Here is a 22,375-nt window from a genome sequence, read left to right on the forward strand (position 1 = left end):
TATGGCGAGGAAAATCTACGGTTCCGTCGAGCTGGTGGACCTGAACTTCGAAGGCGGGGCACGCCTGACACTCATCGACGGCCCGTTGCAATTGGGCTGGAGGCATTCAGGCGTCACGTCAGATTTCATCGCGGAAGTCATGGCGATACCGTTCGCGTCGAAAAAGGAAAGCTACAACGACGTCCACCACAGTATCAGCTATCTTGCAAACGAATTGATCGAGAACGCTGTCAAGTTCAGGTTGCCAGCGCAAATCGAAATCGAGGCTTGCCTCAGCGATACCGAGTTCCTCTTACGTGTCCGAAACCCGATAGATGGGGTAACATCGCAGGTGTTTCAGCGCAAACTCGATCAAATCCTCGACGATGATCCCGGCGACTTGCTGATCCGGCAGATTGAAGCGAATGCTCTTTCCGACGGCAGTACGTCGGGCCTGGGGTTGCTGACCCTTCTCAGTGACTACGGTGCCAAAATGACGTGGGAGTTCAGCGCCCATGAGACAGACCGTGTCATGTTAACGACGACGGCCGCCGTTGCAGTTCCCTTGACCTCAAATTTGTGAGCAAACGATGGAAATCAGAGACGAAGACTTCAGAGTGTGGGCTGAAAGCAACGAGGTCTATTTTGACGGTGTCTTACGGTTGGCCGGACCGGACGCCTATGCTCCGATCTTTGCGCTGGCTTCGGGGATGTTGGGAGCCGAGCACGATCGCGTCATCATTGATCTGACGGGACTGGAGTTTTTGAACTCGTCCGGCATCAACCTTCTGGCAAAACTGACGATCGAGGCTCGGAAAAACCCGACGGTCCAACTGGTCATAAAAGGGACGAGCCAGTATCCTTGGCAGACAAAGTCGCTCCCGAACCTGAAGAAACTCTACCCGCAGCTCGACCTACGACTAGCTTGAACAAAGGGACCCCATCGGCACGTCGCGAAAGTGTCCGGCGCGGCCATCCAGCGCCTCACGCAGCGCTCCTTGCGCCTGGCGAGGGTGTGCCTTCAGAGTGCACGAGCGTGATGATACGCATGCCAGCTTCGTCCACCGCCCGGATGAATGCCGCTCTGGCAATCTCGACGGTCGTTTTTCCCATTATTGCATCAAGGCACTCTTTGACAGCAACCACATACTCTTCACCGTCATCATCGGCCCAGTGGGTAAGCAGGGCATTCGCTGCGTCGAGCAATGTCCTGATTCTGACCGTCCGTTGCTCGACGACCAGGGTCAGCGATAAAAACGTCTCGGATCTGTAGCATTCCATGACACCTTCTCCCTGCAAGTGCTAATATAAGCTGCATTGCAAGAAACGGTCCAGTTAACAGTTTGCTAAGTGGCACAGGTTGATGGCGCTGTTGCTCAGCCAAACGCTATCCAGATTGAAGAACAAGCACCGACCGCGAACTTCCGCGCGCGAGGGCCTCGCACGAACAGACGTAGCGTCAGTTGGAGCCGGCGCTAGCTCGTGGGCGAAGGATCCTTGATCGCATCAAGCGGCCCCTCGAGCGCTGTGCGAGGAGGTACGAGCTGCGGCTCGATCATAATGATCTGCGGCTCTGCATCCTCGTCTTCCAGCAGGTCAAAGCCTCGATCAAGCATCTCAGACACGTTAGGTTTGATCATGTAGACCGGGAAAGGAAGGAACGACCCGAAAGGATCGTAGTCGAAGCATCCCACGACGATGTCCCCGAAGGCCTCGCCATCATGACGGCCCATGAACCGCAACAGCCCCTCGAAGTTGATCGACGAGTTGACGAAGAAGCAGCGCGGCAGCCTTCCATGCCGTTCGTAGAAGTGTTCGAAGGCAAGGGCCGTCATACCCGGTGAATATCCTGTCACCTCGATGTCATCCTGCTGCACCTCGCCTCCGAAGATCGCCTGTTTGACCGCATGGAAGCCAATCACGCGGTCCCGACTTGCATGGTCAGCGCGTCCACCGAAGAAAAATACGTCCTCTGCAGCAAGCGGGCCGGTCGCTTCGGCGTGTCGAATAATGGCTGTCGTCAGCGCTTCAGCGCCTTGACGGTTATCCGAGATAACTGAGGGCGCATACCGGCCAGGTAGGTCGATGTTGACGTGCGGCACGCCTGCCCGCAGGCATGCCTGGTGAACGCCATCTGGATCAGTCGCGCCGGCCACAAACAGCGAATCGATGGAATAGGCGATCAATGATTCGACGGTTCTGCGCTCTTCCTCAGGGTCGCGCCGACCCGAAACCACCATCGGGACCAGCCCACGATGACGCGCCTTAGCCTCGAACGTCTGGGCCATCGAGGAAAAGAAGCGCGTATCGTAGACGGGGATGAGAAGACCTGTGAGACCTGAGCGCGAACTCCTCAACGCGCGTGCCTGAAGATTGGCGGTGTAGCGGTGCGCCTTGGCGAGCGACATGATCTTGTCAGCGGTTTCCTCAGAAATTCGGCGCTTGCGCCAAGTGCCATTGAGCACTGCGCTGACGGTCGACGGCGATATTCCGGAAGCAACCGACAAATCGTAAATCGTTGCTTTCTTTTGCTCTTTTTCAGACATCTCCGAATCTCCTCATCGGCCTCCACCATTTAGAACAATCGATCCTCTTGACGAAACCCTTTTTAATGATATGGTTATTGCACCATCGATTGTGCAAGAAAGCAAGAACGATTGTGCAAGAAAGCAAGAACGATTGTGCACAAGATGGACGCTTTGAGGAAAGCGGCAAGGGAGGAGGTTCTGTCATGGAGCCGAAAGCGCTTAGCACACAGGCATGGGGCTCGTGTGGCGCATCTCCTTTGTCAGTACCGGAGGAGAGAAATCCATGAAGAGAATGCTCGCAGTCACGCTCGGCCTCTCGCTGACGCTTCTTGCATCCGCCGCCTTCGCTGGGCCAAAGATCGGCGTGGTCGTGAAGATCGGTGGTATCCCGTGGTTCAACGCCATGGAGGCTGGCATCAAGGAGCAGAGCAGCAAGCTCGGCGTCGAAGGCTTCATGGTCGGTCCGACCAGCGCCGATCCGGCTCTTCAGGTTCGCGCCATCGAAGACCTGATCGCTCAAAAGGTTGACTACATCGGTGTCGTACCGAACGATGCCAAGGTTCTGGAGCCTGTTCTCAAAAAGGCCCAGGAAGCCGGTATCAAGGTCATCACGCATGAATCCCCCAAGCAGGTCGGTGCTGATTGGGACTTCGAACTCGCGTCTGCAAAGGGCTTCGGCGAGGCCCACGGCAAGCTTCTGGCAGAAAAGATGGGCGGCAAAGGCTCCTACGCGGTATTCGTCGGTTCGCTGACGGTTCCGCTGCACAACGCCTGGGCCGATGCGGCCATTGCCTACATCAAGGCTAACTATCCTGACATGAAGCTTGTTGGTGACCGCTATGGCGTGGCCGAGGACGTCGACAAGAGCCGCTCGACCGCTCTCGACCTCATGGCTGCCAATGCCGACCTCAAAGGCTTCCTGGCGTTCGGCTCGCAGGGCCCAATCGGCGCTGGCCGCGCAGTTGAAGAGCGCCGCAAGGACGGCAAGGTCTTCGTGATCGGTCCGTTCTCGCCAGGGCAGGGCGCCAAGCTCATCAAATCGGGCGCGCTGACCGGCGGCTTCATGTGGAACCCCAAGCAGGCCGGCGAGGTCTTCGTGACGCTCGCTGACCGCATCTCCAAGGGCGAGGTTCCCAAGGCCGGCGATGACATCGAAGGTCTCGGCAAGATCAATCCCGAGGGCAATACAATCATTGTCGACCAGCTCCTGACCATCGACAAGGGTAGCATCGACAAGCTAGTTGCCATGGGCCTCTGATCCTCCCCAAGCCCAGGCCTGGGTCGCGGGGAGCCTGCTCCTCGCGACCTCTAATCCAAGATTACCGGCACCTGCGGACCCGCCGATCGCGCGGCAGAACAGGGAGATATGCTATGAGCGCGCAACCGCTCCTTTCACTCAAGAATATCAAAGTTACCTTTGGTGGCGTACGGGCCCTCAAAGGGGTCTCGTTCGAGGTCAATCCGGGCGAAGTCCATTGCCTTGCAGGCGAGAATGGCTGCGGCAAGAGCACCCTCATCAAGATCATAACCGGCGTCTATAAGCCCCAGGACGGTGCCGAATTCCTCTTCGATGGCCAACCGATCAGTGCGATGACACCGACGCTGGCCCAATCGCTCGGCATTCAGGTCATTTGGCAGGACCTGGCCTTGTTCTCGGAGATGACTGTCGCCGAAAACATCGGTTTTCAGTATGCGGTCAATGGGAAATATGGTCTCGTCGACAAGCGCAGGATTGAAGAGGCTGCCGAAAAGGCGCTGGCCCGCCTCGGGGTCAGTATCGATCTCGACAAGCCTCTGAAAGAATTGCCGATCGCACAGCGTCAGATCGTCGCCATCGCTCGCGCATTGGTTGGCGAAGCTCGACTGGTCTTCATGGATGAACCGACCGCATCGCTGACACAGTCGGAGACCGATTACCTGATCGATATCGTACGGAACCTGTCGGCATCAGGTGTCGCCGTCGTCTTCGTTTCGCATCGCCTCGCCGAGGTCCTCGAAATTTCTGATCGGATGACCGTCCTTCGTGACGGCGCGCTTGTCGGCGTCTTCCCAGTTGAAGGGATGACCCAGTCCCGGGTCACGGAACTCATGACGGGTCGAAACTTCGACAGTTCGGTGATCGCGTCCGATCATCACGGAGAAAGCGTCGTCCTCTCGGTCAAAGGCCTCACCCGCGCAGGCGAGTTTGAGAACGTGTCGTTCGACCTGAGGCGAGGTGAGACCCTTGGGATCACCGGACTGCTCGGTGCCGGGCGCACAGAACTTGCCCTGACCATTTTTGGCATGCATCGGCCCCAGGCGGGTGAAATGTCGATCGAGGGCAAGCGTGTAAGCTTCGGCTCCAATCGGGACGCCATTCGTGCAGGCGTCGCGTATCTGTCCGAAGACCGTCTTGCACTCGGGCTTAATCAGCCACAGTCGATTGCCGACAATCTGGTCATGGCATCGCTCGACAAGCTCCTGTCCGGCGGAATGATCTCGCCGACCAAGAAGGCGAGTGTCGTCGACCACTGGGTCAAGGCGCTGGGTGTCAAGATTGGTACGCCAGATGATCCCATCCGAACGCTGTCTGGCGGCAACCAACAACGAATTGCAATCGCCAAGTGGCTCGCCATTGGTCCCAAGATCCTCATCCTCGATGCTCCAACAGTTGGCGTCGATGTCGGTGCCCGCGCTGGCATCTTCGAGATCGTGCGCAAGCTTGCGGCGCAAGGGCTTGCGATCATCCTGATCTCGGACGAACCGCCGGAGGTCTTCTTCAATGCTGACCGCATCATTCACATGGTGGAAGGCAAGATCCACGCGACCTACGACCCGCGCAACGTGTCGCTCGCCGAACTGGAGGCCGCCGTCTATGCGTAGACTAATCCTTGGACACACAACAGAATTCACGCTTCTTGCGGTCATGGTCGTGCTGTGCGTCGTCCTTTCTTTTCAGACCGATCGCTTCTTTACTGTCTCGAACGCGTTTGACGTCCTGAACGTGTCAGCCGTCAATATCATCTTTGCCGTTGGACTGCTGGTCGTTCTGATCTCCGGCGGCATCGACATTTCCTTTGCCGTTGCCGCATCGGTAGTCCAGTACGTGACCGCCCTGGCGCTCGGCGCCTTGGGAGGCGGAAACTGGGCCGAAGGCTTCATCATCGCCGGCGCTGTCGGAATTGGCCTCGGCTTGATCAACGCCGCGCTGGTGTACCGGCTCCACATCATCTCGATCGTCGCGACGATCTCTACGTTCAATATCTTCTTTGGACTGTTGATGTTTTTCACCAAGGGTGTGTCGATCTATGATCTGCCCGAGTGGTTGACGACACGCGTCGTGTTCTTCGAACGTGAGATGCCTGACGGGTCATGGGTGGAGCTCACGCTGCCAGTCGTCGTCATGATCATCTGCTGCGTCGCGACCTGGTTCATGATCTCGCGCACGACTATTGGCCGGCAGCTCTACGCGTTCGGGGACAACCCAGAGGGGGCGCGCCGTTTCGGCATCAATATCGGAGCCATGCACTACATCTCGTTCGGCTGGCTTGGGCTCATGGCGGGGATCGCCGGCCTAATGCAGGCTCACTATGCCGAGGAGGTCGTTCCAAACGCACTTTACGGTCGTGAGCTTGACGTCCTTGCCGCAACCGTTCTCGGCGGAGCCCGTCTTGGCGGTGGCAAGGGCTCGGTTATTGGCTGTGTCCTGGGTGTGCTGATGGTTTCGATCACACAGAACGGCCTGAACCTGATGGGGGTCTCACCTTTCGCATTCAAGATGATCGTCGGCGCGATCATTCTCATCGCCATTACGCTTTCTTCCGCACGGATCGACAAGCTTCTGCCGTTCCTTGCCAAGGGAACCAGCAGGGGGAGCACACACCGATGAAAGCCATAGCTCAAAGGTTCAACGCCACTTTCGGCGCTGACATGACAGGCCCAGCCATCGCGTTCCTGGCCGTGATAATCATCTTCGGTCTTGCAGCGAACAACTTCATCTCCGCTGCAACATTCGGCTCCGTCGCATTCCAGCTTCCCGAGCTTGGCCTTCTCACACTTGCGATGCTGCTTCCTCTCTTGACTGGCGGCATCAACCTGTCGGTCACCTTCACCGCCAATCTGTCGGGACTTGCCGCGGCCTGGGTGATGCAATCATACGGCGGCGTCGATGCGCCACCATCCGCGTTTCTGCTCGGTGTGCTGGCAGCAATTGCCACCGGCGGCGCAGCCGGCCTGATGACCGGAGCCGCAATCGCCTATACCCGTGCCCATCCGATCCTGGTCACGCTTTCGATGATGATATTCTTGCGTGGTCTGGGCGAGTTTCTGACACGCGGTGGTGATGTTTCCGGCTTCCCGGATTTCATCGCTCCGATCGGGCACGGGCAAATTCTTGGCCTGCCGATACCGCTCCTCATCTTCATTGTTTGCGTGGGCCTGTGGCAGCTCTTGCTGACACGCTTCAAACTGGGCTTCGGCCTTCTGATGATCGGGTCGAACATCGAGGCAGCGCAGTATTCTGGCCTGAATACGCGTCGCATTCTCGTCCTCGTCTATACGCTTTCAGGTGTGATGTGCGCGGTCGCTGGCGTGATCATGCTCGCGCGCTTCAACTCGGTTCGTGTCGGTCACGGTGAATCCTACCTGCTGATCACGGTGCTGGCGGCGTTTCTGGGCGGGATCAATCCGTTCGGTGGTTTCGGACGAGTTCTGCCCGTCTTTGTCGCGCTGATCGTGCTTCAGCTCCTGTCGTCGGGCCTTAACCTGATGGGAGCAAATCAACATCTCGCAACCGCACTATGGGGCGTTCTGATGATCGTTGTCATGGCCGCGAGAACCATCGCTTCGGCCTACATGGCCTCACACAAGAAGAAGGGTTGAACCGTGCAAGGTTTTGGAATTCACGCAAGCATGTGGACGATGAACTGGGACCACGCGGGTGCCGAGCGGGCAATTGCCGGCGCGAGGAAGTACCAGCTGGGCTTCATCGAAATACCCTTGCTCGATGCACCCGCAGTCGACGCCGGGCACACCCGGTCGCTTCTCGAGAAGAACAATATTCGGGCAGCCTGCTCGCTTGTGCTTCCGCAAAGAGCCTGGGCGTCGCGAGAGCCCGATGCCGCGATCCACCACTTGGAGACCGCGATCGACAAGGCAGCCGAGATGGGTGCAGAGGCGCTGACCGGCGTCACGTTCGGCGGAACCAATGAGCGAACCGGTTCGCTGCCGACACAGGCTGAGTACGACAACCTGGCCCGCGCGCTTGGAGCTGCTGCGAGACGTGCAAAGTCCAAGGGGATCCTGCTCGGGATCGAAGCTGTGAACCGGTACGAGAACCATCTGATCAACACGGCCGAGCAAGCCGTGGCGCTGGTCGAGCGTATCGGCATGGACAATATGTTCGTGCATCTCGACACATTCCACATGAACATGGAGGAAAAAGGAGCAGCCAACGGCATCCTCGCTGCCCGTGACCACCTCAAATACATGCATATGTCGGAGAGCGATCGCGGAACTCCGGGCGCAGGCAACGTCCCCTGGGATCCGATCTTTGTTGCGCTTTCAGCAATCGGGTTCAAAGGCGCTCTGGTACTCGAAAGTTTTGTCAGCATGCCGAAAGAGATGGCCGGTGACATCTCTACGTGGCGTCCGGTGGCGCGCGACGTGGAGGAAGTTATGGGAGGTGGTCTGTCCTTCCTGCGTGGCAAGGCTGCGCAATACGGACTGTCGGAATTCGGTGTGTAGCGACAAGCCCGAGAGAAGGGAGAAATTGCGTGAGCACGATTGAAGAAAACGCGAGCGTGATTGCGAAAATTGCGGCTGAACGTCTGTCACGAAATGACGGCAAAAGGATCCTGATTGCCATTGCTGGCGCCCCTGGATCGGGAAAATCGACCATTGCCGATAAGGTTGTGAAGGCCCTCACGGGTGAGCGCATCAATGCGGCCTTGTTCCCCATGGATGGCTATCACTTCGATGACATCGTCTTGGAGCAGATGGGGCGGCGGCCGTTCAAAGGGGCCATCGATACCTTCGATGCACATGGCTTCCGTCGGATGTTGGAGCGGCTGAAGGTCAACGAAGACGATGTCGTTGCCGTTCCGGTCTTTGACCGCTCGATCGAAATTGCCCGTGCAGGCGCAAGCCTGATACCGCAGTCGACTGAAATCATCGTCTGCGAAGGAAACTATCTGCTTTCCCGCCAGGCTCCATGGGACAGGCTCGAGCCCATTTTCGACTTCACCGTCTTCGTAGATGTCATCGAAGACAACCTGCGAAAGCGCCTTCAGGATCGGTGGCGGTCCTATGGGCTCGATCCAGAGGAAATTAACCGCAAGGTCGAGGAGAACGATCTCCCGAACGGCCTTGCGATCATATCGGGCAGCGCCGAGCCCGATCGACGCATCGACAACAACTAATCGCCCAAACGAACCGAGCTCTTCGGTTCGCCCCTTTCGGCTGCAGGTGCTGCCACCGGCTTCGTCGGTGCTTTGACCTGCCAGCCTTCAACCAGAGACAGCTGAAACCTCAAGGAGGCTCTTATGAAACACGGTATCTACTACTCCTACTGGGAGCATGAATGGAGCGCCAAGTTCGGTCCCTACGTCGAGAAGGTGGCCAAGCTCGGCTTCGATATCATCGAAGTCGCGGCCCATCATATCAACGAGTACAGCGATGCGGATCTGGCGGCGATCAAACAGAGCGCTATGGACAACGGCATCATCTTGACGGCCGGCATCGGTCCGTCCAAGACAAAGAACCTGTCGTCACCCGATGCCAACGTGCGCAAGGCCGGCAAGGCCTTCTTCGAGCAGACCCTCAACAACGTTGCCAAGCTTGACATCAAATCCATCGGCGGCGCGCTTCACTCGTACTGGCCGGTCGATTACTCGCAGCCGGTCGACAAAGTTGGAGACCGGGCCCGCGGCGTCGAAGGCATTCATGGTATCGCAGACTTCGCGAACAATCTGGGCATCAACCTTTGCATCGAGGTGCTGAACCGCTTCGAAAACCACGTCCTGAACACTGCCGCTGAAGGCGTGGCGTTCGTCAAAGACGTCGGCAAGTCGAACGTGAAGGTGATGCTCGATACATTCCATATGAACATCGAGGAAGACAGCTTCGGCGATGCCATCCGTACCGCTGGCCCGCTGCTTGGGCATTTCCACACCGGCGAAAGCAACCGCCGCGTCCCCGGAAAGGGACGAATTCCCTGGCACGAGATTGGCCTGGCGCTTCGTGAAATCAACTATACGGGTGCAGTCGTAATGGAGCCATTCGTGAAGACCGGTGGGACGATCGGGTCCGACATTCGCGTGTGGCGCGATCTGACTAACGGTGCAAACGAGGCCAAGATGGATGAGGATGCGAAAAACTCTCTCGCATTCTCGAGGTTCGTCCTAGGCGGTTGAGCGCGGCGCGTTTCGTAAAAAAGTGCACCGTCGTATGCGCTTGTGCACGTTTACTCGGATTTCGAAATTCCGGATAAATCTGAATGGCCCGCATCTGTGCGGGCTTTTCTTGTTTCGTCCAGCCAAATACGATCGCACCACCCTGATTGATCGCTCCCTCATTCGCTTGTCCAAGCGCGGTCCGACTACTCACTAGGGCAGGATAAAAGCGCTACTTAATGGCAAATGGAAAGCCCGGCACAGAGGCCGGGCTTCGGGGTCGATGGTCTTTTACCTCTGCACGCTTCAATCAGCGGCTAAGCGAACTGGCTGTGAAGGAGGCCGGGGCACCGGCGTTGAGTTGGAAGCCCGGTCCTGCGGGAGTTCCGCTATCCAGCAACCGATCGCGGCGTTAACGCAGCGCTGGCAAATAAAACCGCGTGATCCTTGCATTCGCAATGCCCGAGAAGCAACGGTCAGTCCGAGAACTTAACCGCAACCCCGCGCTGGCGAAAATAAGCCTTCATCCGTTTTCGGCCCTCCCGATTGCTCTGTACGAGCTTGGCGGTGTCGAACACGGCCTCTTTCTGACCCGCACGCGTCAATGCGGCCTTGAGGTCTGCGATGCGCTCATCGATCTCGACATTGTCAGCCTGGAGGGATTCATAGATCCGCTTCGTTGCATCTTCTACGGTGCGTTCACTCATTATCATACTCCGGCTTTGTGTGCTGCTTTCGGCTTTACGCCGCCAGTTTCAGTTCAAGCTTCCACGTGTCCTGCGGATTGTGCTTGGACTCGTGTATCGAAAGGCCGCTGCCTTCCATGTCCATTTGCATTGTCGCCAGGAGCCAATCGGCGGGCATGACACAGGGGAGAGCTTCTTTGTCGAGGATATCGAGGAGTTCGTTTTCAGTCGCGAGGCCATTGCGGGACCGCTGACCAGCACGGTCGAGGGTCCAAAGGTATCGTATAGTCAAAGTCTGTAGTCCATGCGTTATTCGAGCGGCCTCTCTACAGCCCCGGTCCTTCAAGATCAAGTTCAGCGCTTTGCCGGTCGCCGCTGGGATCAAGTGATCAGCGCCCGCTCACTGCCGAACCGAGTTAACAGGTGGACTGTCCTGAAACGAGACCGGAACTGGAGACATCGTTGAAATCTCCAGTTCCGTCCAATACCAGTGCGCAAATCAGTGGCTCTGCGCACAAGACGAGACTACGGCTTCATATGGCGCATGGCCTCTTCCAGCGGACCACCGTGTGGACGCGGCGGGGGCGGCGGGCGGAGCGCGTCAGTTTTCCCGTCTTGATGCACGATGTAGCTCGCATGAAGAAACCCGTCGTCGAACCTGCCCTGAACGCTGACAGGCTCGCCGACCGCCACGAGCTTCCCGTCATCGCCAGTAGGGCCAGTCTCGATAAGGGCCCGACCACTGTCGTCCTGCACAATGAACTTGTTGCCATAGATTTCCGCGACGTTGCCCTTGATCGTCACAACGCTTCGGCTGTCCTTCAGGCTTGTGATCACGACTGGGGTCAAAGGCGCCATCTCAATGCTCGGTCTTGTGAGCTTCATTGCCGTTGCGCCGCCCGCTGCGCCGACCGCAAGGACCGCGAACGCCGAAATGGCGAAAGCGGCAAAGTGCATCGCGGGCCGCCTGCGGGGGCCGTGCTTGTGGTCGGGGCGGGCATTTTGCGTGTTGTCTTCGATAGACATCGCAGTGTCTCCTGTTGGTTTTGACAGGGTGAGAATAAGATCTTCGGCCCGCACGCAGACTGAATGGCCCGGTTCAGTTTCAGTTAAGCGAACCCGCCCTAGTTCATAGTGAGTTCACACAAAACGTCCGGGTGCTTATGCGCGTACTTCTTGTCGAGGATGATGCCGATCTCTCCCACCAAATTGCAGCCAGCCTGCGGTCGGAAAACTTCGTTGTCGATGTCGCCCGAAATGGCGAAGACGCAGTCCATGCCGGTCTCACGGAAATATTCGACGCGGCCGTCCTTGATCTAGGCCTCCCGAAGATTGACGGGGTCACGGTCTTGAAATCGTGGCGGGACGGCGAGCGTACGCTGCCGGTGCTGGTTTTGACAGCCCGTGACGGCTGGCCAGACAAAGTTGCTGCGTTCAAGGCAGGAGCGGATGACTTCCTGACAAAGCCATTCCGGCTCGAAGAGCTCGTTCTGCGGCTGCGCGCCCTTGTTCGACGCTCCGCAGGCCACGCAGCGTCCATCATCGCCTGCGGCGACCTCTCGTTCGATGCCCAGCTCGGAACATTCGAGCTTGCTGGATTACCCTTGAAGCTCACTGCCTTCGAGTGGCGGGTGCTTTCCTGCCTGATGCTGCGCAAGGAAGTCATAGTAGACCGCAGAGAACTGATCGAAAGAGTATATGAAGGCGATGCCGACGTTGATTCCAACTCAATCGAAGTCATCATTGCGCGGCTCCGACGCAAGATTGGAACGGACAGGATCGAGACAGAGCGTGGACGCGGCTACATGTTGACGGCAGGCGGCAGATGATCGTCTCGCGGATACGAAGGCCGAAGACCATCGCGGGACGTCTCATCGCCTTCTCAATCTTCTATGCCTCTGCAGCACTGGTGGTTGCCTGCGCCGTCCTTGCTCTGATTGTTGCCAATGTCGTGAGAGATCAGGTTGATCAGCGGCTCAGTGTGCAAATCGAAGCCGTCAGGAGCGCCATGAAGGTTGGCGCCGACGGCTCACTTGCCGTTGCCGGCAATCTCGACGGGCCTCCATTCGACCGGCCGGGTTCAGGGTGGTACTGGCAGGTGACTTCTGCTGGAAAGCGTGTGACATCTCGTTCTCTTGCAGGCGCAAGCCTGTCAAATCCGCCACAACCATTTGACTGGCGGAGCCTGCTGACCGGATCCCCTCGCTCGGGCGACGGACGGGATGGCAGAGGGCAAGGACTGCATTTCCTCACCTCGCAGTCGTTTGCAGCCGGAAAAGAGGTCGAGATCATCGCGACCGCGCCGCGTTCGGCTCTTATCAGGCCGGTGCTAAGGTCACTGCTGCTTCTCGTTCCGGCCATGCTTGTGTTGGGTGGACTGCTCGTTGTCGGTATCCTGCTGCAGGTACGTTACGGCCTCTCACCTCTTAGAAGGCTGGCCGAGGAGCTGGCCGACGTCTCGTCCGGTCGGGCGAGGGAGCTTAATCAGCCTCAGGCAGAAGAACTGCGCCCGCTCGTTGGGCAAATCAACCGTTTGCTCGAGCAAAACCAGGCACGTCTCGCAGAGACAAGGCTCCAATTCGCAAACATGGCGCATGGGCTCAAGACACCTGTGGCAAGTCTCTATCTCGCATTAAACGACAACGCCGATCCGACAGGCGAAGCGCGTCGACAGGTCGACCGGATTGACCGTCAGATCAAGCACCACCTGGGAAGGGCGAGAGCAGGGGTATCTGCGGCAGGTTTGGCGCCCGCCACACAACTGCGCCCGTGCGTCGGCGATATCGTGGCGATGATGCAAAAGCTCTACGTTGACAGGCATCTCCTGATCACGAGCGACGTCGAGAGAACGTTGACCGTTGCGTGTGCGCCGGAGGACGTCGACGAGATACTGGGAGCAATGATCGACAACGCATTCAAGTGGGCGAAATCGTCTGTTCGGATCAATGGCAGGGCTGACGGCGGCGAGATCGCGATTGTCATCGAGGATGACGGTCCGGGCATTGACAGCGACGACATCACTGAAGTCATGAACCCAGGTGTTCGCTTGGACGAGACCGTGCCAGGTGACGGTTTTGGCTTGTCGATAGCCAGAGAGGTCTGCGAGCTCTACGGCGGGCGCGTGACGCTCATCAACCTGCCCGAGGGAGGCTTGTCGGCGACTGTCGTGCTCCCGAAGACGCCGGGCTGAGATCCAGGTCGCTAGGGATTGACCTCATGGGTATCCAGGAGCGTCCCACCCGAACCATAGGAGAACATCACTCGCCGATTTGCTCCACGCCCTAACTGGAACCAGTCGAGTTCGGAAGCGCGGAAGAGGATGACACCGAAGTTGACCCTTCCAATTGCATCGCCGTGTTCAGCCGCCACATGCCGCTCGTCGGTTGACGGGTTGCCCGGCGGCCCGCCAGCGTAGGTCGCGCGCGTCCAGGGCGACAGACGGTCCCATGCGTCTGTCGCAAGCGGGCTGCCTGGATCATGGCGTTCCGCGGTACCCCGCAATCGAAGTTGCTGCCCCCGGGCCTGGTCAAATGCCAAGACCGTCACCGATGGGTTGGCACCGATCTCGCGCCATTTCTGAGACCGAGTATCCGTGTGGATCTCGATTGTGCGCGTTTCCCCATTTGCAGACCGCAGAACGACCAGGCGAGCCTGCGGATGTCCGTTAGGATCAACCGAGCAAAGGTTCACGTAGCGCAAGACGGAGTTCGGATCTTTGCCCGCCAGTTCTAGATCGGCCCAGGCGGCGGCATCGACTTCATGCAGCTTCAAGTTCGGTCTCCGATGAATGAGCCAATGCCGGGAGTCGGATTTGACCTTGCGCGTTCATACCCGTACACGGATGGCTCCGATGATTGTTCGACACCAGGTTTTGTCCGGATCTCACGAGCGTGCAAGCGCGAAGGAGCGAAAACGACGCGTCGGTCCTCCGTTACCAATGCGCCAGTCGCGCTTCGCGACCGCTGCTATGGTTTCGCTCCGTCCGGGACCCACGACCTTCAGATCGTCTCTTGCGCGGCTGCGGAACGTTTCAAGCGCTTCGAACCGTGATGTTCAAAGGCAACAAGAATGAGACTTGAAACGACGATGAGGACTGCACCTACGAACACGTTCGAGGCTGGTACTTCAGCCCAAATCGCATAGCCGTATACAAAAGCCCATATGAGCCCTGTGTACTCAACAGGCGCCAGCGCAGATGCTGGAGCAAGGCGGAACCCTTCGTAGAGAAGAAATTGCCCGATAGTGGCCACAGCGCCTAGACCGAGCATGAGGGCCCAGCCCTGCAAGTCCGGGGTTTTCCAGATCCATGGGAAGGATGCCGCGCACGCGATCCCAAAGAGCAGGCTGGTCGCATACATCTGTGTAAGGGTGCTTTCACTGCGGCTTGTGATGCGGATCAGGATTGTGCTCCACGCCCAGCAGAAGCCCGCCACGATACACATTGCGGCGGGAATGAGGTTGGGTGAGTGCGTCGGGTTGGCCGCTATGATAACCCCTACGAAACCGCCGGCGCATGCAATCCATCGCCCCGTCCCGACCGTTTCTTTCAAAACCAGGATCGACAGGAACACAGTGATGATGGGAGCCGAAAAGTACAGCGTTGTAAGTTCGGCGAGCCCCAGATACTTGGCCGCGTTATAGAAAAGGAGCCACGCACCGAGCATAAGCGCGGCGCGGAGAACGACAGTTCCACGATGTGGGCTCTTCAGGATCGAAGGGTGTCGGTAGATACGAAGCAAAATTCCCGTCACCAGAACGATGACAGCGCTTCGCATGAACAAGATCTGTGGGACTTCATAATCTGTGACGAGCCATTTTACGATGGCATCCTGCAGCGCGAAGCATGAGTAGCCAGCTGAGGCTAAAGCGATACCAGTCAATGGCTTGTTGAGGTGACGAACGGCGGTCATGGCATTCTCTTATCGAGGCATTGTGACAGGTTCAGTAGCGCGCGTTCTACAAAGTGTCACTATCGACCGTCCTCATTCCAGTACGGTCGATGTCTTGAACGTCTCGAACCGTCGGCAGACGCCTCGCCCTCCTCGAGGACACGCTCGATGGCCCGATGAGATTGGCCGCGCTCTGGCAAAAGCCCGTGACCGGTGTGCCAAATAGTTCGCCACCGCCATGCGTTCGTTGCATGACTGGGATCACATCTTAGCGCTGCAAAATCGCCGAGCGCTACATTACATAGAACTCATCGAAGCAACCGAAGCGCCAAGGACTGGCAGCTGAGCTTCGAAAGCCCAGGAAAGGGGATTATTATGAACGTAGCACGCACTCTCAACAATTGGCGCAAGTATCGTCAGACGGTCTCCGAGCTCGGCCGTATGAGCAATCGCGAACTCCACGATCTCGGGATTGACCGCAGCGACATCCATAATGTTGCCCGCGCCGCTGCACGATAAGCAAGCATCTCCGATCGTCTTCGAAGCGCCTGCCAGACTTTGGTGGGCGCTTTTGTTTTCCCGGTAGAGCACCAGCGTACGGCGGACGGCGGCACGTGCCACCTGCGTGACCTGTGGAAATACGACCGTCGCAAGGGCTCGTCCCTCAGCCCAAAACATCACAGATCGAATAAGCCCCGGACCAGTGCTGCCGCCTCTGGCAGGTCTCTTGTGTCAGCGCTCTCCTCCAACGATCGCGGCAAATTGGCTTAAAGAGTATCTCGCCGAACCCAGACGCTCACACTCCCTCCGTTCGTGGGGAAACACGCAATACCTTGGTCGTCCGTTGTCACCTCAATCGAGTGGTGACCTAAATAATCCATATACACGGTATTCGAAAGGTCCGGGCCTAGATCCACGGAAATCTGTCCTGCCTCGCCATTCGACATAACCACGACGCAACCCGGCTCAGTTTCGGTTCCTTGACGGACAAAACCGACGACACTCGGATCGTCGAAATGATCGACTTGTGCACCATTGGCAAACCGCTGACGCGCCTCGACCAGCTTAGGCAAACAGCCAATCGCCGGCATTTCCACCTTACGCTGGCTACCGTCGTCTGCAATGTCGCTGTATTCCGCGCCATAGAGATCGGGATAGAAGACACACGGTGTGCCTTGCTCGCGCAAAAGTATTAAAGCGTAGGCGAGGGGCTTGAACCAGGGCTCGACGGTTGCTTCCAGTGACTGCAGAGGCTGCGTGTCGTGATTGTCGACCAGCGTCACGGCATGGTCGGGAATGGATGAAACAAGCGACCCATCGAAGATTGTCCGCATGTCGAAGTCTCCACCCGCTTTAGAAGCATCATGGAAACGGTGGTGGAGCGCGACGTCGAAAAGCATCAACTGTTTGTCGACCAGCTCGAGGTAGTTGGAGAGCGTCGTCATATCGGGGTGCCAATACTCGGCGACGACGAATAGATCAGTGCCGATCGTGTCGCGCATATGACCGACCCAATCCTTGAAAAACCAAGCCGGAATATGTTTCGCTGCGTCCAGGCGGAAGCCTCCGACCGGTACCTGTTCACAAAACCAACGGCCCCAGTATTTCAGCTCCTCGTAGACAGCCTTGTTTCGAAATTCGACGTCAGCACCCATCAGGTAATCGAAGTTCCCAAGTTCATCGTCGACTTGATCGTTCCACTGGCCCTCGCCATATTCATTCATCAGCCGGTAGACGCCGGTCTCGCTTGGTTCTTCAATCAAATCCACGCCGCTGAAGCACTGCTTGTCCCAAATGAACTCCGAGTATTTCCCCCCCCTACCAGGGAACGTGAAGCGCGTGTAGGCAAGCGCGTTGACGTTTTCCTCCTCAATCTCCGTACGGTCTTCGGGATTGACGCGTCGAACGACCACCTGTTCCTTCTCGTCCGCCCCCATCTTGTGGTTTAGCACGACGTCATGAATTGGTCGGATGCCGTGATCGAGAAGGGCCCGACAAGCCGTCTCAAGAGCAGCCTTGTCTCCGTATTTTGTTGCCCTGCTCCCCTTTTGGTCAAACTCCCCCAGGTCGAACAGATCGTAGGTGTCGTACCCGACAGAATGTGCCCCGGATGCTCCCTTGTAGGCCGGCGGCAACCACGCGTCGGTGATCCCAATTCCGGCAAGGTCGGGAGCCTTTTCGGCAACTTCATTCCATAGGCGACCATCACCCGCTGAATACCAATGGAAGAATTGGAAAAGTGTGCGCTTGCTCATTTTAGCCTTCGATGGACTGGGTGACTGGAAGCGGGTCAAGTGCTTGTTTACTTGCGGCGAGTTTCATCGACGACCGGGTATCGTCCTTAGCGGCACTTCCCGGGAAGGCGACAATTCGTCAGTAACTCCTGAATGGTCGCAAACTGGCCGAATAGGGCGACAAGATCGCGCTTCTGCTTGGCATCCAAACCGTATCGGTCAGCGAACTCTTCGACCTGAAGGACTTGGCGAACTTCTGAAGACATTATTCTATTGATATGAAAATGATTACTCACGATCCCCTCACAAATTGGCGCGGGGAAAATGTAAATGGCGGCAATTGGTTCCCTACGAATCAAGCAAAAATGCTCTGAGGCTCAGGCGACCAAAAAGCGCCGTCTTGTAGTCCTCGACATCGACCGCTGCACCGGCCGATCTCGCGCGGTGAAACGGATCATCGCGATGATGTTTCTCACGCGATGCTGGAGCTCTGCAAACAGCACGCCCTTATGTTCGACACCTGTTTTCGTCTCAGTGACGTTCCGCAATGCCGCCGATGCGCGTTGCCGTTCTCGTCATAGAGTGGGAAGTCCGTGTTCTTCCCAGCGGAATGATCCATGGTGCCGCCAATACAACATTAATATATGGCGGGCTCCCCGCGAGGATGAGCAGCCCAAGAATGCACTGGAGGGCCACTGAACATGGGCGCCTTGGGCTTCTATCGAAGAGGATTTAGACATGGTGCCGAGCACGGTCTGGCGCGGTCGGGCCCGCAGGCCATAGTCGCCCGGGCAAAATGGCGGCCGAACCGCTTAACAAAGCGGGTGCCGCGGGAAACGGAAAATGTCCACATGGTATCTCTCCACCGGGGATCACTGATCCGTTTTTGGGATTATACTGATGTTTCCGCTGACCTCGAGGATCGCGAACTTGATGTCGGCAACGCTTTCAATGCCTTCCTGAGATCGGGCCGCCTCCATGATATCCTCCCTGTCGAGCCGGCTTCCCCGCAGCGCGCGCTCGTCAAACTTGCCGTCCGTCACCAAGACCGTTGGAACACCGTCGATGACATGTCCGGCCTTTTTTCCACCATCGTTTCACGTATGAGAGCGCGATGTCGGTGGTGAACAACGTCAGGATGAGAAGGATGGCATTGGTGATAGAGAAATCGTCCCCGAGCATCGCTTGCTGCGTTGTCTCAGATATGACGAGGACGATGACGAGGTCAAAGGGCGTCATCTGAGCAAGCGTGCGCCGCCCGGAAAGCCGGATGATGATCAACAGCACGAAGTAGATCGCAAGACCGCGGAAAACGGCATCCATGTTTAAACCTTACGGGAATATGAAGAGTTTGGGCTCCGCGACTTCGCCGTCGACGCCGAAACTCGCGGAATGCAATCCTGGTGCCTGGGTCTGAAGCCGGAAAGTTATGTGCGTTGGGTTCGTGGGATCGCTAGCGAAGACGTAGCCTGCAAGCCCGTCCTTTGCGAGTATTGCCTTCTGCGGCGGATCGATTCCCTCGACTGAGAAGATGTTGAAGAAGCGTCCATCCACGAAGAATACTCGATCCTCAGTTGAAGGGGCGAACGTGACACCGAGGGTGTCGGGAGCGTTCCAGCGTGTGATCACCGGGTAGTCGACGGCGCCTGTCTCGGCGATCACCACGGTTCGCGACAGATAGCCACCTCCACCAAAGGCACCGAATAGGCATCCTGCGAGGATCAGAGTGAAGACAATCCAGGCGACGCGCTGCGCCGTCCAGAACCTGCGCTGGAAGGCGCCGTGATCTTCGACACCCTCTGGCAATCTTGTTCGCGCGGACGCCATGACGTCAACGCCGAAAGATTCGCTCGATGGCGATCAGGATACAGGCACCAACAAAGCCAGCAATGAGGAAACCGAGCGAGCCGCCCAGCACGAAACCAAAAAGTGAGAGGATGGCGTTGGCGACAATCGCACCGACAATGCCGAGGATGATGTTCATCATGACGCCCTTGTTGGTCTTCATGAATTGCTCGGCGAGCCATCCTGCAATGCCGCCGACGATGATTGCCGCTATCCAGCCGATTCCCGCCTGCTCCATGTGAATTCCCCGATAGAAGTCATTGATGATAAAATGAACTAGGCTTCCTCGCGAAGTCGTCAATCGCGCACGGCATGGGGACGGGAGGCTTGGCACTTTCGATTGTTAGCCTTCACGTTGCTCGGCGGTAACTCGATCGCCGCGTAGTGCTCATCTTCCACCACGAGGACGCGCTTGCCAGCCAACGTCTGGAGGGATTTCAGGGAATTTTTGTTGAAAACAACGATTTCTAATTCCTGCTGATTCATGTAGCGCAATGGACTGGCGATCAGGCTCTGTACCAAAACGCAAAATTGCAGACCGGAGACTTCCGTCTTCCACGCGACCCTTTGGCTGAGGACGGCGTTGGGCGGAGAAGGGGCGGGCAGCGCCTCACCAGATTTTGTCTGCGCGAGGATCACCAAAGGCCCGCAAACCCTTGATCAACGCGCACCGGCGCCTGTGTGAAGGTAGGCCGCCGGATGGGACACTGCAATTGACGGGACTTTAAGGCCCTGATGTCGCGAGAAAGTCGACGCCATCCTCCTGAGCATCAGAAGACCATTGGAACCATTGAGGCCCACCTAGATTCTCCATGTTCGTCCTGGCCGTGGAGAATTTACCTGTTTATCGTCCATCACCTCAACAACAGCCGCTCCCAACGCGCCCTCTGGCTTATGGAGGAACTGGGCGTCGATTACGCAATTCGCTTCTACGAGCGCAATGAAGATATGTCGGCCCCCGCCGAGTTGAAGGCAGTTCACCCGCTCGGGAAGGCTCCGATCGTTGAGGACCTCAATAGCCCTGCTGGCCGTATAGTGTTGGTAGAGACCGGAGCAATCGTCGAATATTTAGTTGCCACGGCAGACGGCAAATTAGGCGTCCCCGCTGCACGGAGTGATGCTGTGTCATATCGCCAGTACCTGCACTATTCCGAAGGTTCGCTCATGCCGATCCTATTCGCCAGTCTCCTCGCATCCAAGATTCCATTTTTCGGCCGGTTCGCATTGAAGCGTATCCGTCCGATGCTCGATGCGCATTTGAACTTCGTCGAGCAGGAGCTCGTCGCTCGCGACTGGTTCGCTGGCACCGATTTCACCGCGGCCGACATTATGATGAGCTTCCCGGTTGAGGCGGCAGAGGCCCGTGGGCTCCTCGGAAATAACCACCTAGCGATCAAAAACTGGCTCACACGTATCCACGCCCGTCCTGCCTATCATCGGGCCCTGGCAAAGGGCGGACCCTACGCATTCGGTCCGTCGAGATCGTCAAAGGAGACGAACCAATGACCCTCAAGGCAATCGCCCTGAACGGCACCTTAAAATCTAGCGGAGGCGAGCCGTCCTCCACCGAGCGAATGCTCGACCTGATTGGGCATCGGTTGCGCGAAAACCATGTCGAGGTTGAAACGATCCGCTTGGCTGATCATGACATCAAACCAGGTGTCACATCCGACGAAGGATCAGGCGACGAGTGGCCCAATATCCGACGAGCGATCCTCGATGCAAATATCCTAATAATTGGGACACCCATCTGGATCGGGCAGCCCTCTTCAGTCGCTAAGCGAGCGCTGGAGCGCATGGATGCATTCCTCGAGGAGACGGATGACGAGGGGCGCATGGTTTCCTATGGCCGTGTTGCTGCAGTCGCCGTAGTCGGAAACGAGGATGGCGCACATCACGTTTCTGCGGAGATTTACCAAGCCCTGAACGATGTCGGCTTCACCATCCCCGCCAACGCAGTCGCCTACTGGGTGGGCGAAGCAATGGGGAGCAAGAACTTTGTAGACCTCGACAAGGTACCAGAGGTGGTGACAACAGCCGTCGACATGCTCGTACGCAACACGGTTCATCTCGCGGGCTTGTTGAGCAAAACCCAATATCCGGGTGAGAAGCAGTGAAGGTCACGGAGTTTGAGAGAGAAACACGCCAATCCGACAGCTGGAGGATTTCATTCCTCCGAAGCGTTCGATGCCGAGCGGGCAGACGGGGAGCGGCTTGCTACAGATGAATATCTGACCGGTTGTGCGAAGCTGGCGTTCGTGCGGTTGCGGACCAAACCCTAGCCGTAGGAACTCGCCGTCCGCCATGAAGTTTTACATGAGGTCGCAGATAGAGGTGCCTCATGCCGATCGTCATAGATGTCGATTTCCAACTTCGATGGGCGGTTCCTGTCCACGTGCAGATGAGGGGCTATACCCGTAATAGGATCGATGGCCCAGACGCCGCGCTATCGGCGTTACGATGCCAGTGGCCATCAAAAGATGGCCCGGAATTCCGCTTGGCAATACTGCGATGCCTTAGAGCCTTAACCCAGCACGGAAGTGCAGAACTGGCACGCGAAAGCTTTATAGAAGCCGCGGTTGCTGCGAAGGTGCTCGCATGACAGCGATTTCAGCGATGACATTGAACTGGGCGATCATCTTAGGATCGTTGACGCTGATCTGCTGGATGCTGGCCGGCTTCTCCGCTGTTTTGGGGACCAAGGGGGAAATCAGGAATGCGGAGCCAAGCCGATTTTCTGACTACGTTACGACGGGATTGGCGCTGATCGGCCTCATCGCTTTGATGGCAATGGCCCTATTACTAGGACTTGGTTTATAGGCAGTCGCCTCGAAGTCACCAGCA

At 57.4% G+C, this 22,375-nt stretch carries 26 protein-coding genes and 1 pseudogene; 16 read left to right on the forward strand and 11 right to left on the reverse strand.

The genetic code is table 11. The features are described 5' to 3' along the window. Window position 1: 1 nt before the first annotated feature. Window positions 2-562, forward strand: a complete 561-nt coding sequence (locus tag QTL96_RS13170) for a hypothetical protein (protein ID WP_289727973.1) — start codon at window positions 2-4, stop codon at window positions 560-562. Window positions 563-569: 7 nt separating this feature from the next. Beyond that, window positions 570-908, forward strand: a complete 339-nt coding sequence (locus QTL96_RS13175; protein WP_289727974.1) for an STAS domain-containing protein — start codon at window positions 570-572, stop codon at window positions 906-908. Between the two features lie 55 nt (window positions 909-963). Here QTL96_RS13175 and QTL96_RS13180 read toward each other — a convergent pair whose 3' ends face one another. After that, window positions 964-1,260, reverse strand: a complete 297-nt coding sequence (locus QTL96_RS13180; protein WP_289727975.1) for a DUF982 domain-containing protein — start codon at window positions 1,258-1,260, stop codon at window positions 964-966. A 194-nt stretch (window positions 1,261-1,454) separates the two neighbouring features. Further along, a complete protein-coding gene (locus tag QTL96_RS13185) occupies window positions 1,455-2,525 on the reverse strand; it encodes a LacI family DNA-binding transcriptional regulator (protein WP_289727976.1) in 1,071 nt (356 codons plus the stop codon). Between the two features lie 265 nt (window positions 2,526-2,790). Here QTL96_RS13185 and QTL96_RS13190 point away from each other — a divergent pair, with 265 nt between their 5' ends. The 7 genes from QTL96_RS13190 to QTL96_RS13220 all read left to right on the forward strand — a co-directional run bounded on the left by QTL96_RS13190 (window position 2,791) and on the right by QTL96_RS13220 (window position 9,898). Next, on the forward strand, window positions 2,791-3,765 hold the full coding sequence (locus QTL96_RS13190; RefSeq protein WP_289727977.1) for a substrate-binding domain-containing protein: 975 nt from the start codon (window positions 2,791-2,793) through the stop codon (window positions 3,763-3,765). Between the two features lie 113 nt (window positions 3,766-3,878). Beyond that, window positions 3,879-5,369: a sugar ABC transporter ATP-binding protein gene (locus tag QTL96_RS13195; RefSeq protein ID WP_289727978.1), complete on the forward strand. Its 1,491-nt coding sequence runs from the start codon at window positions 3,879-3,881 to the stop codon at window positions 5,367-5,369. Continuing rightward, on the forward strand, window positions 5,362-6,375 hold the full coding sequence (locus QTL96_RS13200; RefSeq protein WP_289727979.1) for an ABC transporter permease: 1,014 nt from the start codon (window positions 5,362-5,364) through the stop codon (window positions 6,373-6,375). Before QTL96_RS13195 ends, QTL96_RS13200 begins: the two co-directional genes overlap by 8 nt. Next, window positions 6,372-7,367, forward strand: a complete 996-nt coding sequence (locus QTL96_RS13205; RefSeq protein WP_289727980.1) for an ABC transporter permease — start codon at window positions 6,372-6,374, stop codon at window positions 7,365-7,367. The genes QTL96_RS13200 and QTL96_RS13205 overlap by 4 nt, the downstream gene beginning before the upstream one ends. Window positions 7,368-7,370: 3 nt before the next feature. Continuing rightward, window positions 7,371-8,231: a sugar phosphate isomerase/epimerase gene (locus QTL96_RS13210; protein WP_289727981.1), complete on the forward strand. Its 861-nt coding sequence runs from the start codon at window positions 7,371-7,373 to the stop codon at window positions 8,229-8,231. 29 nt (window positions 8,232-8,260) lie between these two features. Further along, a complete protein-coding gene (locus QTL96_RS13215; RefSeq protein WP_289727982.1) occupies window positions 8,261-8,905 on the forward strand; it encodes a nucleoside/nucleotide kinase family protein in 645 nt (214 codons plus the stop codon). 123 nt (window positions 8,906-9,028) lie between these two features. Beyond that, the gene (locus QTL96_RS13220; RefSeq protein ID WP_289727983.1) at window positions 9,029-9,898 is read left to right on the forward strand and encodes a sugar phosphate isomerase/epimerase family protein; all 870 of its coding nucleotides are present in this window, start codon (window positions 9,029-9,031) and stop codon (window positions 9,896-9,898) included. Between the two features lie 455 nt (window positions 9,899-10,353). Here the strand turns inward: QTL96_RS13220 and QTL96_RS13225 are convergent, their stop codons facing one another. Continuing rightward, window positions 10,354-10,584 (reverse strand): hypothetical protein, encoded by a 231-nt coding sequence (locus QTL96_RS13225; protein ID WP_289727984.1) that lies wholly within the window; start codon window positions 10,582-10,584, stop codon window positions 10,354-10,356. Between the two features lie 504 nt (window positions 10,585-11,088). Next, entirely contained in the window at window positions 11,089-11,589 is a 501-nt protein-coding gene (locus QTL96_RS13230) for a hypothetical protein (protein ID WP_289727985.1), read from the reverse strand. Between the two features lie 137 nt (window positions 11,590-11,726). On the opposite strand from QTL96_RS13230, the gene QTL96_RS13235 reads away from it, so the two are divergent. Both QTL96_RS13235 and QTL96_RS13240 read left to right on the forward strand, forming a co-directional pair. Further along, complete coding sequence (locus tag QTL96_RS13235) at window positions 11,727-12,392, forward strand: response regulator transcription factor (protein ID WP_289727986.1); 666 nt, start codon at window positions 11,727-11,729, stop codon at window positions 12,390-12,392. Further along, window positions 12,389-13,753 carry a HAMP domain-containing sensor histidine kinase gene (locus tag QTL96_RS13240; RefSeq protein WP_289727987.1) on the forward strand — a complete coding sequence of 455 codons (1,365 nt, stop codon included), beginning with the start codon at window positions 12,389-12,391 and terminating at the stop codon, window positions 13,751-13,753. The genes QTL96_RS13235 and QTL96_RS13240 overlap by 4 nt, the downstream gene beginning before the upstream one ends. A gap of 11 nt (window positions 13,754-13,764) precedes the next feature. Here QTL96_RS13240 and QTL96_RS13245 read toward each other — a convergent pair whose 3' ends face one another. Together QTL96_RS13245 and QTL96_RS13250 are read right to left on the reverse strand one after the other, a co-directional pair. Further along, a complete protein-coding gene (locus tag QTL96_RS13245; RefSeq protein ID WP_289727988.1) occupies window positions 13,765-14,334 on the reverse strand; it encodes a pyridoxamine 5'-phosphate oxidase family protein in 570 nt (189 codons plus the stop codon). A 227-nt stretch (window positions 14,335-14,561) separates the two neighbouring features. Continuing rightward, window positions 14,562-15,473 carry a DMT family transporter gene (locus tag QTL96_RS13250; RefSeq protein ID WP_113199179.1) on the reverse strand — a complete coding sequence of 304 codons (912 nt, stop codon included), beginning with the start codon at window positions 15,471-15,473 and terminating at the stop codon, window positions 14,562-14,564. A 354-nt stretch (window positions 15,474-15,827) separates the two neighbouring features. Here QTL96_RS13250 and QTL96_RS13255 point away from each other — a divergent pair, with 354 nt between their 5' ends. After that, on the forward strand, window positions 15,828-15,971 hold the full coding sequence (locus QTL96_RS13255) for a DUF1127 domain-containing protein (RefSeq protein ID WP_112819568.1): 144 nt from the start codon (window positions 15,828-15,830) through the stop codon (window positions 15,969-15,971). Between the two features lie 248 nt (window positions 15,972-16,219). On the opposite strand, the gene amyA is transcribed toward QTL96_RS13255, so the two are convergent. From amyA to QTL96_RS13280, 5 genes and pseudogenes are all read right to left on the reverse strand, one after another. Beyond that, window positions 16,220-17,707, reverse strand: a complete 1,488-nt coding sequence (gene amyA, locus QTL96_RS13260; RefSeq protein WP_289727989.1) for an alpha-amylase — start codon at window positions 17,705-17,707, stop codon at window positions 16,220-16,222. A gap of 851 nt (window positions 17,708-18,558) precedes the next feature. Then, a pseudogene (locus QTL96_RS13265) lies at window positions 18,559-19,009 on the reverse strand (YetF domain-containing protein). A gap of 9 nt (window positions 19,010-19,018) precedes the next feature. Beyond that, window positions 19,019-19,513 carry a hypothetical protein gene (locus QTL96_RS13270; protein WP_289727990.1) on the reverse strand — a complete coding sequence of 165 codons (495 nt, stop codon included), beginning with the start codon at window positions 19,511-19,513 and terminating at the stop codon, window positions 19,019-19,021. Between the two features lie 4 nt (window positions 19,514-19,517). After that, the gene (locus tag QTL96_RS13275; protein WP_289728154.1) at window positions 19,518-19,769 is read right to left on the reverse strand and encodes a GlsB/YeaQ/YmgE family stress response membrane protein; all 252 of its coding nucleotides are present in this window, start codon (window positions 19,767-19,769) and stop codon (window positions 19,518-19,520) included. A gap of 59 nt (window positions 19,770-19,828) precedes the next feature. Further along, complete coding sequence (locus QTL96_RS13280; protein ID WP_289727991.1) at window positions 19,829-20,170, reverse strand: hypothetical protein; 342 nt, start codon at window positions 20,168-20,170, stop codon at window positions 19,829-19,831. Between the two features lie 201 nt (window positions 20,171-20,371). On the opposite strand from QTL96_RS13280, the gene QTL96_RS13285 reads away from it, so the two are divergent. The 4 genes from QTL96_RS13285 (at window position 20,372) to QTL96_RS13300 (ending at window position 22,351) form a co-directional block, all read left to right on the forward strand. Beyond that, entirely contained in the window at window positions 20,372-21,037 is a 666-nt protein-coding gene (locus QTL96_RS13285; RefSeq protein ID WP_289728155.1) for a glutathione S-transferase, read from the forward strand. Next, complete coding sequence (locus QTL96_RS13290) at window positions 21,034-21,648, forward strand: flavodoxin family protein (protein ID WP_289727992.1); 615 nt, start codon at window positions 21,034-21,036, stop codon at window positions 21,646-21,648. Before QTL96_RS13285 ends, QTL96_RS13290 begins: the two co-directional genes overlap by 4 nt. Window positions 21,649-21,872: 224 nt before the next feature. Then, window positions 21,873-22,133: a DUF982 domain-containing protein gene (locus QTL96_RS13295; protein WP_289727993.1), complete on the forward strand. Its 261-nt coding sequence runs from the start codon at window positions 21,873-21,875 to the stop codon at window positions 22,131-22,133. After that, window positions 22,130-22,351 (forward strand): hypothetical protein, encoded by a 222-nt coding sequence (locus QTL96_RS13300; RefSeq protein WP_289727994.1) that lies wholly within the window; start codon window positions 22,130-22,132, stop codon window positions 22,349-22,351. The genes QTL96_RS13295 and QTL96_RS13300 overlap by 4 nt, the downstream gene beginning before the upstream one ends. Window positions 22,352-22,375 lie beyond the last annotated feature (24 nt).

Source organism: Rhizobium sp. S163, from assembly GCF_030380805.1.
Taxonomy (GTDB): domain Bacteria; phylum Pseudomonadota; class Alphaproteobacteria; order Rhizobiales; family Rhizobiaceae; genus Rhizobium.